The organism is Paenibacillus lacisediminis, assembly GCF_046567315.2.
Window position 1 is genome coordinate 38,270 of sequence record NZ_JBKIAX020000007.1, and the last position, 13,189, is coordinate 51,458.

14 protein-coding genes are annotated in these 13,189 nt (G+C 53.0%); 7 read left to right on the forward strand and 7 right to left on the reverse strand.

What is annotated here, in order from left to right; genetic code table 11:
* The first annotated feature begins 63 nt into the window (after positions 1 to 63).
* Together ACLD72_RS15080 and ACLD72_RS15085 are read left to right on the forward strand one after the other, a co-directional pair.
* Positions 64 to 1,152, forward strand: coding sequence for a DUF3626 domain-containing protein (locus ACLD72_RS15080; protein ID WP_411002963.1), 1,089 nt, complete (start codon positions 64 to 66; stop codon positions 1,150 to 1,152).
* A 39-nt stretch (positions 1,153 to 1,191) separates the two neighbouring features.
* Complete coding sequence (locus tag ACLD72_RS15085; protein WP_411002964.1) at positions 1,192 to 1,380, forward strand: hypothetical protein; 189 nt, start codon at positions 1,192 to 1,194, stop codon at positions 1,378 to 1,380.
* 131 nt (positions 1,381 to 1,511) lie between these two features.
* On the opposite strand, the gene ACLD72_RS15090 is transcribed toward ACLD72_RS15085, so the two are convergent.
* The 4 genes from ACLD72_RS15090 to ACLD72_RS15105 form a co-directional block, all read right to left on the reverse strand.
* Entirely contained in the window at positions 1,512 to 2,804 is a 1,293-nt protein-coding gene (locus ACLD72_RS15090) for an MFS transporter (protein ID WP_411002965.1), read from the reverse strand.
* 147 nt (positions 2,805 to 2,951) lie between these two features.
* On the reverse strand, positions 2,952 to 3,416 hold the full coding sequence (locus tag ACLD72_RS15095; RefSeq protein ID WP_411002966.1) for a MarR family winged helix-turn-helix transcriptional regulator: 465 nt from the start codon (positions 3,414 to 3,416) through the stop codon (positions 2,952 to 2,954).
* A gap of 108 nt (positions 3,417 to 3,524) precedes the next feature.
* Positions 3,525 to 4,073, reverse strand: coding sequence for a glutathione peroxidase (locus tag ACLD72_RS15100; protein WP_411002967.1), 549 nt, complete (start codon positions 4,071 to 4,073; stop codon positions 3,525 to 3,527).
* 149 nt (positions 4,074 to 4,222) lie between these two features.
* Positions 4,223 to 4,780: a 5' nucleotidase, NT5C type gene (locus tag ACLD72_RS15105; protein ID WP_411002968.1), complete on the reverse strand. Its 558-nt coding sequence runs from the start codon at positions 4,778 to 4,780 to the stop codon at positions 4,223 to 4,225.
* Positions 4,781 to 4,896: 116 nt separating this feature from the next.
* Between ACLD72_RS15105 and ACLD72_RS15110 the strand changes: the two genes are divergently transcribed.
* Both ACLD72_RS15110 and ACLD72_RS15115 read left to right on the forward strand, forming a co-directional pair.
* Positions 4,897 to 6,348: a serine hydrolase domain-containing protein gene (locus ACLD72_RS15110; protein ID WP_411002969.1), complete on the forward strand. Its 1,452-nt coding sequence runs from the start codon at positions 4,897 to 4,899 to the stop codon at positions 6,346 to 6,348.
* 80 nt (positions 6,349 to 6,428) lie between these two features.
* Positions 6,429 to 8,087, forward strand: coding sequence for a DUF6138 family protein (locus ACLD72_RS15115; protein ID WP_411002970.1), 1,659 nt, complete (start codon positions 6,429 to 6,431; stop codon positions 8,085 to 8,087).
* Between the two features lie 487 nt (positions 8,088 to 8,574).
* Here the strand turns inward: ACLD72_RS15115 and ACLD72_RS15120 are convergent, their stop codons facing one another.
* The gene (locus tag ACLD72_RS15120; RefSeq protein WP_411002971.1) at positions 8,575 to 8,862 is read right to left on the reverse strand and encodes a GNAT family N-acetyltransferase; all 288 of its coding nucleotides are present in this window, start codon (positions 8,860 to 8,862) and stop codon (positions 8,575 to 8,577) included.
* A gap of 802 nt (positions 8,863 to 9,664) precedes the next feature.
* Between ACLD72_RS15120 and ACLD72_RS15125 the strand changes: the two genes are divergently transcribed.
* A complete protein-coding gene (locus ACLD72_RS15125) occupies positions 9,665 to 9,814 on the forward strand; it encodes a putative holin-like toxin (RefSeq protein WP_411002972.1) in 150 nt (49 codons plus the stop codon).
* Positions 9,815 to 10,064: 250 nt separating this feature from the next.
* Here ACLD72_RS15125 and ACLD72_RS15130 read toward each other — a convergent pair whose 3' ends face one another.
* On the reverse strand, positions 10,065 to 10,931 hold the full coding sequence (locus tag ACLD72_RS15130; RefSeq protein ID WP_411002973.1) for a sulfurtransferase: 867 nt from the start codon (positions 10,929 to 10,931) through the stop codon (positions 10,065 to 10,067).
* A gap of 15 nt (positions 10,932 to 10,946) precedes the next feature.
* A complete protein-coding gene (locus tag ACLD72_RS15135) occupies positions 10,947 to 11,159 on the reverse strand; it encodes a hypothetical protein (RefSeq protein ID WP_128631733.1) in 213 nt (70 codons plus the stop codon).
* 203 nt (positions 11,160 to 11,362) lie between these two features.
* On the opposite strand from ACLD72_RS15135, the gene ACLD72_RS15140 reads away from it, so the two are divergent.
* Positions 11,363 to 12,307, forward strand: coding sequence for a DMT family transporter (locus tag ACLD72_RS15140; RefSeq protein WP_411002974.1), 945 nt, complete (start codon positions 11,363 to 11,365; stop codon positions 12,305 to 12,307).
* A gap of 10 nt (positions 12,308 to 12,317) precedes the next feature.
* The gene (locus ACLD72_RS15145; RefSeq protein WP_411002975.1) at positions 12,318 to 13,121 is read left to right on the forward strand and encodes a hypothetical protein; all 804 of its coding nucleotides are present in this window, start codon (positions 12,318 to 12,320) and stop codon (positions 13,119 to 13,121) included.
* Positions 13,122 to 13,189: the final 68 nt, after the last annotated feature.

Consider the following 13,189-nt stretch of genomic DNA (forward strand, 5'->3'; position numbering starts at 1 on the left):
CTATACTAATAAATTAATAGTTTATGTTGAGAAGCTAAACGAGGAAAGTGCAGGTACTTGTCTATGAATCTAACGCATTCGCAAAGCTTGGCATTAGAGCATGTTACGGATTACGCGGCAAAACATAAGGAGGGTGCGCGGCAAGAAATCGAGGAGATTTTGCATATGGCGAATATTGCTCCCGTTACATGCGAGGCGGCCATGAATAAACTGAAGGCGCATGCGCGGATCGCGATGCATTTTCATCCGGACCGGCCGGATCCGATGATGCGCAGTGTTGCGGAGGCGATGGTCGAGCAGGGCTTATATAAAAGCCAGTTCGAGACTCTGCTGTCCAGCGGCAGCGTGACGGCCTACCCTGGCGGGGCGCGGGATCTTTGGGAGCAACGCCTATTCGGCGGAGCCTATCCATCGGAAAGCACCGCGCCAGGCGAACGGCCCAAATACGGCGCCCTGAACCTGATGCTCCATCCGGACGGGCCGGCGCCACGGTTCGGGTCGTGTTATTTCCTGCTGGCGCCGGAAGTTACCTGCCGGGCTACCTTTACGTATATGGATTCCCACGATGACCCGAAGGAAAAAGGGACGTTGGCGGAGTTTGAGATGATTTTGGCGGCTCTGCTGAAGGAGATTTTTCTCAGGGATTCCGCGCTTGGCGAAAAGGAGCTGACACCGCGGAAATTTTTCGAGCATTTGCTGGCCCGGTTGGATCAGCCGTTTCCCGACCCGGCGGGGAGGGAGCCGCAGCGCAACTTGAACCATTATATCGAAGCCCAGGTACACGGCGACATTTCATTGGAAAAAGACGTCGAGGCGCTGGTGGCCGACCCTTCGTTCAAAAATGCCCCGGTGGGAGAAACGCTGGAACAGCTGTGCCGCCGGTATTCGATTAAGCTATATTGGCATCAAGGCTTTGCGCTTCCGGTGGAGGAGGTGCCCAGCGATTTTCGGGGGCCGGCGATGCCTTCCCTGGCAAAGCGTATTGCACGTCAGGGGCGCGTGGATGTTCGCATGATCGGCGAGGCGGCCATGGATTTGAAGCGCGACCCAACGGCCTGGGGCGACCGGGGCACCTATGCGGAAGTGCTGCAGGAGCTTAAGCTGCTGTGGCATGTGCTGGTGAAGTATGGGAAACCGGTTAAACTCCCTTGAATGGTCAAGGGAGTTAGTTTATTTGGGAGTAGGCGTACCTTGTCTGCGGAAATAACGGTAAAAAAGGGCTCTATTTTTGCCAAAGCAGGGTGCTTATTCGAAATAGAGGAACTTTTTACCGTTATTATTGGAAAATGGGGGCTGTTTGGGGTTCTACCCAAGGTTTTTATCAAAATAAGACCAAAAATTTCCTCTATTCCGCTGACAAGGGGGAGAACATCAAAATAGCGGTAAAAATTACCGCTATCGCTAGGTAGTGGCTACCACCGCAAACTCACTTACGGAGCTCCCCAACTACAATTCTGCCTGAAGTTCTGACGCAAACTCACTTACTCTATAGAAGTTTTTCTTACGGCGGATTAAGCCGCCGCCCGGGTGCTGCCGGTTTGGTTTTTGCGGATTTGCACCGCCATCACCGAGGCGGCGAAGCATAAGAAGCCGGCGATGACAAAAGCCTGGGAGTAGCTGCCGAGTGCGTCGCGCAGAGCGCCTGCGCCGTAAGCCGCCGCCGAAGCGCCGATCTGGTGGGCGACGACGACCCAACCGAAGATCATGCCGGATTTCTCCTTCCCGAACGCTTCGCCCGCAAGCTTGACGGTTGGCGGAACGGTCGCGATCCAATCGAGGCCGTAAAATACGGAGAAGACGACAAGCATGTAAGGCGAGGCGCTATTCAGCGCAAGGGGCAGAAACAGCAGGGACAACCCGCGCAGCCCGTAATAACAGAACAGCAGCTTGCGGCTGTCGAACCGGTCGGACAACCAGCCCGAAATCGTGGTGCCGAACAAATCGAACACCCCCATCATCGCAAGCAGCCCGGCAGCCGCCACCTCTAGGATCCCGTGATCTCCGCAAGCGGCGATCAGGTGCGTGCCGATGAGCCCGTTCGTGGACAAGCCGCAAAAAAAGAAGGTGCCGGCGAGCAGCCAAAACGTTGCGCTCCCCAAAGCCAACCGTAAATTTTGCAGCGGCGCGAGAAAAATATTTCCTTGGAAAGGGGCCGGTTTCACCAGTTCGTCAGAGCCGTACGGCGCGGTGCCCACGTCATACGGGTGATTGCGCATCCAGACGGCTACGGCCGCAAGCACGATTACGATGCTCGCGACGGCGATATAAACCGCGTATCTCCAGCCGAAATCGGATGTCAATTTGGCGAACAGCGGCAGAAACAGCAGTTGACCGGTAGCGGCGCTGGCCGTCAGCAGTCCGACGACAAGCCCTCTGCGCTTTACGAACCACTGATTGCTGACCGTCACGCCCAGCACATTGGCCATCATACCTGTCGCCAGCCCGGAGACGAGCCCCCACAGCAGCTCGAATTGCCACAAGGAGCGGATAAAAGGAGTAACGGCCAGGCTAAGTCCTAAAATGGCCAGCGAACATACGATGACTTTGCGGAATCCAAACTTCAGCAGCAGGGCTGCCGAGAAGGGGCCGACCAGCCCGTATAGGAAAATGCCTAATGAGATGACGCTGGAAATGCTGCCGCGGCTCCAGCCGAATTCATGCTCAAACGGAACGAGCAAAACGCTGGGCAGCGAGCGGATGCCCGCCGATACGAGCAAAGTCGCAAAGGTCAGCAGGACGATAATCCAGCCGTAATAAATCTTCGATTTGGGCCTGATTTGGCCTTGTTCCTTCGTTAAGCTCATCGTATGGTTCTCCCTTTTTTTTCTATTTTGTTTGTACATACAAAATTATTGAAAATAGAAAAGCCCTTGGCGCTTTTCCTGCTGCGCGCTGCGTACTGTGCTCTGCTCTGCACGCCGGCGCCGCGGTTATGCCTCGTACATCACACTTTAGCGCTCGATCATTTCGCTTGCGGATTCCTGCTGACGGGTCAGCGCCTCGGCCAATTCTTTGCCGAGGATAGCCTCGTAGGAGGCTTTCAGCTTTTTGGAAGCTTCAAGCAGCGATTCCTTCATGGCGATCCCCTTGTCCGTCGGGTACACAAGTACGGTTTTTCCCTGGACCTTGCGCTCCACCAGCTGCTTTCCCGCCAGCTTGTCGATGAAACGCGTCAACGTGGAGGGGGTAATGTACAGCTTCTCGGAAAGCTCCTTTTGGGTGATGCCGGGGTTGGCGATGACGAGCCGCACCAGGTAACCGTAAGCCGGGGCGAGCCCCGTCATGGCAAACGCCTCGTCGGCGAGGCGCGTAATCGCCCGGCTCAAGCGGTTGGTGGTGAAATACATACAGGTGTGCAAAAAAGTGCCGTCTTGTTCAGAGGCCGGCTCTGTGGCGCTGTTTGGTTCCTGCGGCATGAAAGTTCCTCCTTATCGGATCGAAGCTGCGAATCTATTCCGAATTTATTTTGTATGTACAACAAAAATACAGGAGGCAAGTAATGTTGTCAAGAGGGTTGCCGTCAATTATCCGATGACCCGTTCAATGAAAGAGTGGATGTTTTCCGGCTGTATCGTGGGCTCGAATCTTTCTTTCACCTGGCCGTCACGATCGATCAAAAACTTCGAGAAATTCCACTTCACCCCGTTGCCCGCGTAGATGCCGGGATATTTTTGCCGCAAAAAATCCCTCATCCACCGGTCGTCAGCACTTTCCGGATCAAATCCTTGAAAAGGCGCCTGCTCGGTCAAATATTGAAAAAGCGGGTGCGCCGTCTCGCCGCGAACATCCACTTTCTCAAACAGAGGGAACGTTACGCCGAAATCCCGCTGACACGTTTCCCGCACTTCAGCATTGCTCCCGGGTTCTTTACCATTGAACTGGTTACAAGGAAATCCGAGAATTTCAAAACCATGGTCCTTCCAGGTTTCGTAAAGCTTCTGCAGCCCGGCGAATTGGCGCGAAAAGCTGCATTTGCTGGCCAGGTTGACGATCAGGAGAACTTTTCCGCGATAGGCGGATAATTCAATTTGCTTGCCGTCGATCGACGCGGCTTGAAAGTCGTAAACGTTCATTTTGGCCCAGCTCCTTCATTTTCGGCATGGGAACTTTTTACGCTCCTGCTGCATTCAGCATAACGCCAAAACCCGAAGAGGAGAAATATATGATTCTTATATGCTTGATAGGAAATCGATATAAAAGAAGCGAGGCCGAACGTTCATTTTCATGAACCTTCGGCCAGCAGGCGGTTAACCAACTCACTCATGCCATCCCAGGAATCTTTCATCAGGAACCGTTCCTGAATCGGCGCGTTCCAGGGGCGGGGAATGCCGATCGTTAATTTGCCGGCTTCCTTGGCGGGGAGCAGGTTATGCGGTCCGTCATCGATCAGCAGGTCGAAATTGACCAGGGACTTGCGTCTGGCGATAAAAAAGTTCTCGTACGGAATAAAGGGCATATACCGCTGCAGCCAGTTCCATTTTTCCGGAACCGCGGATGGTCTGGCGGCCGTAACGATGATGACGTCATGTTCGAGCGTGATTTTCCGCACTTCTTCAACCGTGTGCTCGTCAAAAATTTCAAGCTCTTCATACAAACCCGGCCGTCCGAAAAAAATGTCCTCATTGCAATCGGGATGCCAAATTTTCGTCATATCAAAGCTGGTCATCTTCTCCATGGTCAGCGGCTGGCCGGGGTACAGCAAATTGTGATAGTGTATCGCTTTCGGCACGAGATGGCAGATCGTATCGTCCATATCGATGGCTACAATTTTTTTGCGCATGGTCGTAATCTCCTGATTTTTTTCTGTAATTATCGTAACATAAGCCGCCGTTTTTTATCTATAATTGAATCAGCCCGTTTCAAGTTCCAAAAATTCCAAATAAGGGAGATGGAAACATGAACACCTTGGGAAAAATGCTGCCGAGAAAAAGTTTGGAGGAGCTGGGAATTTCGGCTCGTCATGTCATCGATTTTCTGGACAAAATGAAAACGCAATCAATCGAGCTGCACAGCTTTATGCTGGTGCGCCATGGACATGTGGCGGCGGAAGGCTGGTGGGCACCCTATGGACCTGAGCTTCCTCACATGCTGTTTTCGCTGAGCAAAAGCTTCACCTCGACCGCGATCGGTATGGCGGTGCAGGAAGGGGTGCTGACGTTGGACGACCCGGTGATCTCCTTTTTTCCGGATGATCTGCCTGACGAGGTTCCACCCAATCTGGGCGCGATGCAAATCCGCCATTTGCTGATGATGGGCACCGGCCATGCCGCCGATACAACGGAAGCGCTGCACGAAGCGGAGGACGGCAACTGGGTCAAGGCTTTTTTAAAGCAGCCGGTGGAACATGAGCCCGGAACGTTTTTCCTGTATAACACCGGGGCTACCTATATGCTGTCGGCGATTTTGCAGCAGGCGTCCGGTCAAACACTGCTTGAGTTTTTGCAGCCCCGGTTGTTTGAGCCGCTTGGCATTGAACATCCGACTTGGGAAACCTGTCCGCGCGGCATCCATACGGGGGGCTACGGCTTAAAAGTTACGACCGAGGATATCGCCAAATTCGGCCAATTGTATCTGCAAAAAGGGTTATGGTACGGCCGGCGGCTAGTGGAAGAAAGCTGGATTGACGCGGCGACCTCGAAGCAGATTTCCAACGGGGACGGCGGGGACAGCGGGGACAGCGGGGACAGCGACTGGGCGCAAGGGTACGGATATCAGTTTTGGCGCTGCCGTCATGGCGTTTATCGGGGGGACGGGGCGTTCGGACAGTTTTGCATCGTTTTGCCGGAGCAGGATGCGGTGATTGCGATGACCTCGGGCACGAACGATCTTCAGGGCGTGCTGAACGGGGTATGGGATCATTTGCTTGGCGCCTTTGGGCCGGTCCCGGCTGTTCCTGATGGTTCGTCCGGAGAGCTGGAGCGCCGGCTGCGGGAGCTTCGCCTTGAACCGCCGCGGCTGGAGCGTTGCTCGGACGCCGAAAAGCGGATAAACGGGCAAAACTATAGCCTTGAAGAAAACGAGTTGGGTCTGACAAGTTTCCGCGTGGAATTTAACGAAAATAAGGCCAGTCTGCTGATCCAAAACAAGCAAGGAGAACATACCCTTGAATTGGGCCGGGCCGAATGGATCATCGGGCGGTCGTCCCTGTCCGGACCGGAGGAACGGATCGCCGCCTCTTTTACCTGGCGAAACGAGGTAACGCTGCTCCTGACGATTCGGCAGATTGAAACGCCGTTTGCGCTGAGCGTCGAAGTTGAACTTTTTGAACAGGGGATTGAAATCCGCAGTGAAATCAATGTATCCTTTGGGGAAACGAAAGCTGCTCCGATCCGGGGAATGCTGGGATAAAGAGAAAGTCATGTCTCATGGCCTATCGTTGAAATAGTTGCAAATATCGTCATCGCTTTAGTGAAACAGGAGGACAGACAATGAACCAGGCCGTGGAAGCTTTTTTGAATGAGGTGTGGAAAGAAGTCACCGCGATATACGCCAAAGAAAGCAAGCGGATCAATGAACTTAGAAATCAAAGCAGGCTGCAGGCAGGAATCATGGATTATCTTCAAGTAGCCTGGAGAAAAGGCAAGCATACCTGGGAAGCGGGGAAAATTCACATCGATGTTTATGAGCCGTTCTCCTGGAGCGACAGTTCCTACAAAATTGCTGCAGGTGCTTATATAACGGAGTTGAGCGATGAACTGCTGACCGAGGAGTTCTTTCCTGCCTTGTGCGGGCTTGTAGACGGCCTGTTCCGCTCGGAGGAGCTTGGTTCCCGTTTTTTTGATTACAAGTTTGAAATTGTATTTGAGTTTGAACGGGAAAGATCGAAACTAACGTTGAACCGCCAGTTGTTTAATGAGCCCAAGCGGAGCCAACTGCAAAAGTCGCTGGAACAGTTTATCCAAACCAAGATTCTCCCTGATCCGCCCGTGCGGCCGGGTGAGCAGGACATGTTCTTTTTCGCCCAACATTTGGTCAATCCCGATCTGATGAAGCAGGAAGCGGGAGAGATTGATCCCTTGATCCGCCGTCTTTCCGCCAAGCTGCATAAGAACCAGAACCGCAAAAACGAATGGATCCGGCATTATACATCGGCGTTTAAGGGCTGGGCGCAGGATCGTTTTTTATCGCGGCATTTTGATTGTGCCAATGATTATGGAAACGAGTGGATTTTGAAGGAGGAGCCGAACAGGCCGACCCTGGATGTTGGCGAAATGGAATTCTTCTTATATGCGGCCCTGCAGATCGGTTTCACCGAACCGGATACCCGGCAAAAATACCTGGAGCTTGCGGTCCAATTGGGTTCGGAACAGGCAGCCGATTATTTGAAAGCGGGCAGCGGAAAATTTGCGAGTACCTATAAAGGGGCGCGGGTCGAAGGCAGGAATAACGACGTTACGCAGACGATCGAGATTCGAATCTTATCCGAAGAGGAGCCTGCTTACGAAGAAGCGCTGGATTACATCATCGGCCTTCTGCGGCAGGGTTTTCCTAAAAGCTACGAACTTAAGCTGAAGAGTAGCCAAAAGCATTTTCTGCCGATAAAAAAGCTGGCGAAGTCCAAGCTGCATCAATTTTTTGCTAATGCGCTTGGTTACCCGGCCCTGTTCCCCAAGCTGGCGGAATATGCGGATGCCGCAATGGAAGAGTTCGCTTGGTACCGGGATGTGGAACCGGGCGAGAAATCGGTGATGCCGGGCACCTATGCCGTATTGGGCCTCGGCTTGTACAGCGAGTCTTACTTTCAACTGGTCTGCCGCTATATGGACCTTGTGGACACGGAGCATCAAATGGTGCAGGATGGCTATGCGGAGGCATTTATTGAGGCGCATGGCATGAATGAGGAACATATGCCGGTGCTCGTGTCTATTTTGCTGGGAGGCAACGAGGAGGGAAGACCGGTTAAAAATGCAGCCATCGACCGCCCTGAGCTTGCCGAAGCGCTCTTCGAGGCACTGAAAGGCAAGGAAGCTTATGAACGCGAGCTGGTTCTATGCCGGATCTTCGGGAGTGTGAAAAAACTGGCCGGAGCGGCTCAAAAAGCCCAACCGCCGCTAAAAGAAGGCCTGGGACAGCTGCTCTCGCTTTAAATGTTGCGTTGTTGGAATAAGCCGAGCCGGCCGGGGGAAGGCAAGAGCCTGCGTTCATACGCGGGCTCTTGCCTCTGCTTACATGGTTCAAGGTCGCAGGGCCTCTCGCTGCCCGCTTCTTCCAAATTAAATTCGGAAGGCTCGGGCCGATCCAGTTCGCCGATATGAGCGACCTTCATCGTATAATCAAAGCTGCCGCCCCAAGGAAACTCGGAATCTCTATGAAGCAGGTGTACGGCTTTTTGAAGATGATCAAAGCTTCAGCAAATTAAATGCGGGGGGTGCAAGGCGGTGGGAATTATACGGGATAAAGCTGAGGAATTCAATAGAACGGGAAGGTATGCGGAGACGCTAAAATTATTGGAATTACGTAGAGGCCGCGGTTCTGCTGTGCGATTGTGCTAAGGCCACGCAGGCCGCCCGGCAATTTGGGGACTATGCTCATTCAAAAATGAGATACCAAAATATCGCAGTTTCATCGCTATTTTTATGAATGCGCTTGTTCGATCAGTTTGCGCCCGATTCCGTACCCTCTGTAGTTTTTGTCTACGGCTATGTCTTCTATAAGAGCATAGTTGTTCCAGTTTCGTTTCAATACGAGACGGCCGACAGCCTGATTCCCCCAGCAAGCCAAATACACGATTTGATCGGGGTTGTCGATGTAATCCGAGTAGTTTTCTTCCTCCGCGTCTTCAAATGGAGGATCAGAATAACTTTTTGTATAGCCGGGGATTTTTTTCACCGTGAAATCGATTTGCCCGCCTGTCAAAGACAAGACGAGGGTGGAATCTACAATAATCTTTAACTGTGAGTTCTCGGATTATGATATCCATATTCATCTCCTATTTTTCCGCAGCGTTTGAAAGTTAAAGTCGGGAATCGTACTTTTTAGAGGAACCTTCCGAAACTTGTTTAAAACTAAATCGTCCGGTGTTGAAAGTCATACAAATGGACATAGTGTTGTTTCCCGACCAAATGGCAAAACAAGTTTGAGGGCTGAGATGTACGAATTCCACCCCCAACATATTGCCAAACTAAGGCCCGCACTCAGCGCGGCCTTCTTTTATAGCCAAATGAAACAAAACTGAAGTGGGGGATGGTGGATGGAACGAAAAACGGCTCAAGACCAAAATCAGTGCTTGACAAAATAAATGATGACGGAGATGGGGGGAGGGAGGTGTCTCTCCAAACCACTTTGCACGATCATCCCTTTGGTTCAGAAATCCAGTCACCTGGTCAAACGGGATAATCGTGCAAAGCCTCCGGATAGCGAGTCTCGCTCCAGGCCACGGTCTGTTGTCGGCTTGACTGTCAAGCACTGATGATTAGGTTGAACCGGAAAAAACACGACTGTACCCAAAATCCTACCTAGGCATCGGCCTGAAAACCAACGAGCATCCAATTTATATGTTTCTCTGGGCTTTGTAGAAGTAGGTCGTGATGAAAGTGAAATCATACGAGAATTGAGATTTTCGAGAAACGGGAACGCCTGAGAGCATGTCAAATAAACGTTAAAGATAGAGTTGTACAATTGAACCTTGGGTGGGCGTGGTTTCCCTTCGAAAGGAGGTGAAACCATGGAAATAAACGATGCAAGTCTCATCATGATCGCTTTTTCAACATTTGTCATTGCTCTTCTAACATACATCGCGAATAATACAAGAGAAAGTAAAAACCCACCCCAAGGTCTAGCGGCCAAAGGTGGGTTTTTGTCCTTTTCAGCTTAGAAGGGAAACCCATCCAAGCCAATTGTATAGGCCGAGTGTTCGCTGCACTCGGTCTTTCTATTGCGATTTTAACATATGCGGTAACGCATAGACAAGTGAATTGATACAGCAATTACCATCGGAGAAAAAACTATTTTCTTCTTCTTTGTTTCAAGCTGTTGAACGAGAACGCCAATAAGGGTCGAAACAGGTCACTTGCCCCTAACCTGTCAAAGCCCCCAAGCCAGTGTCCGACGCGGCATCTCGGCTCTTATTCTTCTCCTGGAGCAATTGGATTTTCCGCATAGCTGATCCAATCGCTCCAGCTTCCCGCGTAAAGCTTCACCTGCGGATAGCCGAGCTTGTGCAAGGCGAGTACGTTGGGGCAGGCGCTGACACCGGAGCCGCAGTACACGATGACCTCTCGGCCTTCGTTCAGCGCGGCGGTTACCGGCGCCAGCAGCTCGCGCAGTTCGCCGTCGCTTTTCCAGGCTCCGCGCTTGTCGAGCAGCTCCTTCCAGAAGCGGTTGAGCGCGCCGGGGATATGCCCGGCCTTGGCGTCCAGCGGCTCGGTGAGGCCGGCATAGCGTTCCGCGGCGCGCGAGTCGACGAGCACGGTGCCGGGATTGCCGAGCGACCGGCGGACGTCCTCCACGCCGGCCAGCATGTCCGGCCGGAGGGAGGGAGTGAAGGCGGCGGGTACGACAGTCCGCCGCTCATCGGTGACCGGGTAGCCGCCGGCCTGCCAGGCGGCAAAGCCCTCATCCATGACGTAGACTTCGTCATGGCCCAACCAGCGCAGCAGCCACCATAACCGGGCGGCGTTTATGCCCCCTTGGTCGTCGTACGCGACGACCCGGGAGGCATTGCCGATTCCCGCCCGGCCCAGCCGCTGCGCGAGTGTTTCCGGGGCGGGCAGCGGATGGCGCCCGCCGTGCACGTCTACCGGTGCCGAGAGATCTTCCTCGAGATCGAGAAAGACGGCACCGGGAATATGGGCGGCGGCGTAAGCTTCGCGCCCCGCCTCCGGATGGCCGAGCTCAAAGCGGCAATCGACAATGACAAGGTCGGGCTCGTACATGCGGGCAAGGACCCATGATTTGGATACGATCGGTTGGATCAAAGGCGTTGGATTCATCTCGAATAACCTCCCTTATTTGCGAATCTCGAAAAACTGGCATTCCCGGCGCGGATGGTAAGTAATGTCGCTGACACCGGATTGGGTAATAATCGTCTCTTCGGTAAAACGAATGATCTGCGTGTTATTTTCGATAAGATGGTCGTCCCGGAAAACACGAACGCGCTGCTTGCGGTCAAGGGCTTCCTGAAAGTCGGCGTCCGTAAACAACTCTCTTGTTATTGGCATATGTAAGGCTCCTTTTAAGCGGGGAATCGTTTGTATCTTCATTGTAACCCGATCTGCCTGCCGGGGAAAGCCGGACCGGAATTTCACCATTTTTCGTTGCCAAATTTGATTGAGGATATTTCGCGGTTTCGCTATAATATAGGGGTTTGCGATTCGCATTATGAACGGATATAGACTAACCACGGAAGCAGGGACCTGCCAGTATGAATTCGAGTGCCAAACTATCGGCGAAATACGAAATCCTCTACATCATCGGGATCATCGCCATTTCTTTCTCTTCGATTTTTGTCCGCTGGTCGAGCGCGGAAGTGTCGGTGATCGCGATGTACCGCTTATATTTAACCAATTTGTTGATGCTCCCGCTGCTGTGGAAATACCGCGAGGAGATATTCCGGCTTAGCGCCAAGCAGTGGGCGCAGCTGCTTTTCTCCGGCTGTATGCTGGGGCTTCATTTTTTGCTGTGGATGCAGTCGCTCCGTTTGACCACCGTAGCCAGTTCTACCGTCATCTTGACGTTGGAGCCGATCCTGGTCATGTTCGGTTCCTTTTTCCTGTTTGGGGCAAAAATCAACAAGGCGATGATGCTTGGCATTGGCATGGCGCTCATCGGTTCAATCGCCATCGGTTCCGGGGATTTTTCGCTGTCCGGGCAAGCGGTGACCGGCGATTTACTGTCCCTGCTAGGGACGGTCGCCGTCGCCATCCACATGCTGGCCGGCAAGCAGCTCCTAAAGCATATCAGCGCTTTTGTCTACAATTTTCTGGTGTTCGCTGTCGCGGCAACTTCACTGGCGGTATTTAACGTCATCTGCGGGCAGCCGTTTACCGGGTATGCTCCACGCGAGTGGGGGATTTTCCTGCTGCTTGCTATCGTCCCCACCTTGTTTGGACATTATCTGTTTAACTGGCTGATGAAATATCTCAGCGCCTCGGCCGTGTCGATGGCTGTGCTCGGCGAACCGGTGTTCGCTTCGCTGCTCGCCTGGCTGTTGTTGAAGGAAAGTCTGACTGCGCTGCAGCTTTCGGCGGGCGTGTTGATCCTATGCGGGGTGTGGATTTTTATCAGGTACGGAAAAGAGACCACGAACCTCGAGGGCAAAAGCCCCAAGGCTTTATCGGCGGCGGGGGACGGGAGAAAAGCGAGCTGAGCGGGGCAGGTTGGCTGAGAGCAAGGCCCAGCCGTTTGATCAAAGGCAAGGGATTTTTCATGACGATGGGTTCCTCGGCGTTGCGTTGCATTTAACACAAATAGACGGGTTCAGTCCGTTAGTACCTACCGATTCCGCGGTTCCAGGCGACCATGAAGGGGACCACGATCTCGTGGAAGTGCCCCTGGACCGGTTAAAAGAGAAGATTTTCGCAGGGGAGGCCGATTCTTTCTGGCTTTACTGTGAAAGAAAAGGTTCCGTGCCTTGGCACGCCGCCTTCTCCCGCCAAACCGGCGGGTTCGGAAGCTTCCCGCATCTTGCCGCCTTGTGCGAGTTTCCGGCCGACAGCGTATACATAAAATTGACGGGCTGGCTTAAAGATGTGGCGGAGAGGGCCCAAGTTCCCTATGGGATATTATACGCTGCGGGCAAAATGACGAATTCGTATTACTATGCGGGCGGAGACAACGGCACGGCATTGTTCCCGTACGAGAACGGTTTTGCGTTTAAACATGAAACGCCGGGTCTGTATAACGGAGAAGGCCGTTATGTAGATCAAATGCTGCGGATGATATATCCGTGCAATCTGTTGAATAGCCGGCATTTAAACATGGTGATAGACGGCGTGAAGCTGGAGGATTGGATTACCGGCAGCCAAGAACGCGGCTTGTTGACCCGGATCGGCAATGATCAGTGGATGTGGGAAGTAGGGGAGGAACGGCTTGACTCCGTTAATCAAGCTTGCGGCGCGGCCGGGCTGCTCGTGGCCTGGAAGCCCCGGCAGCCTAAAAAACCGGTCAGGAAGCTGCCTTAAAATATGAACGGGATGTTATGCCGGAATTTTGAGGGTACGCCGGCCTGCTGCAGTCCAAAAACGATGCC

What these genes read in the sequence shown, in the direction of transcription:
- ACLD72_RS15080 (WP_411002963.1), top strand. Translation starts at nt 64, where the DNA reads ATGAATCTAACGCATTCGCAAAGCTTGGCATTAGAGCATGTTACGGAT.
- ACLD72_RS15090 (WP_411002965.1), bottom strand. Translation starts at nt 2,804, where the DNA reads ATGAGCTTAACGAAGGAACAAGGCCAAATCAGGCCCAAATCGAAGATT.
- ACLD72_RS15095 (WP_411002966.1), bottom strand. Translation starts at nt 3,416, where the DNA reads ATGCCGCAGGAACCAAACAGCGCCACAGAGCCGGCCTCTGAACAAGAC.
- ACLD72_RS15100 (WP_411002967.1), bottom strand. Translation starts at nt 4,073, where the DNA reads ATGAACGTTTACGACTTTCAAGCCGCGTCGATCGACGGCAAGCAAATT.
- ACLD72_RS15105 (WP_411002968.1), bottom strand. Translation starts at nt 4,780, where the DNA reads ATGCGCAAAAAAATTGTAGCCATCGATATGGACGATACGATCTGCCAT.
- ACLD72_RS15110 (WP_411002969.1), top strand. Translation starts at nt 4,897, where the DNA reads ATGAACACCTTGGGAAAAATGCTGCCGAGAAAAAGTTTGGAGGAGCTG.
- ACLD72_RS15115 (WP_411002970.1), top strand. Translation starts at nt 6,429, where the DNA reads ATGAACCAGGCCGTGGAAGCTTTTTTGAATGAGGTGTGGAAAGAAGTC.
- ACLD72_RS15125 (WP_411002972.1), top strand. Translation starts at nt 9,665, where the DNA reads ATGGAAATAAACGATGCAAGTCTCATCATGATCGCTTTTTCAACATTT.
- ACLD72_RS15130 (WP_411002973.1), bottom strand. Translation starts at nt 10,931, where the DNA reads ATGAATCCAACGCCTTTGATCCAACCGATCGTATCCAAATCATGGGTC.
- ACLD72_RS15135 (WP_128631733.1), bottom strand. Translation starts at nt 11,159, where the DNA reads ATGCCAATAACAAGAGAGTTGTTTACGGACGCCGACTTTCAGGAAGCC.
- ACLD72_RS15140 (WP_411002974.1), top strand. Translation starts at nt 11,363, where the DNA reads ATGAATTCGAGTGCCAAACTATCGGCGAAATACGAAATCCTCTACATC.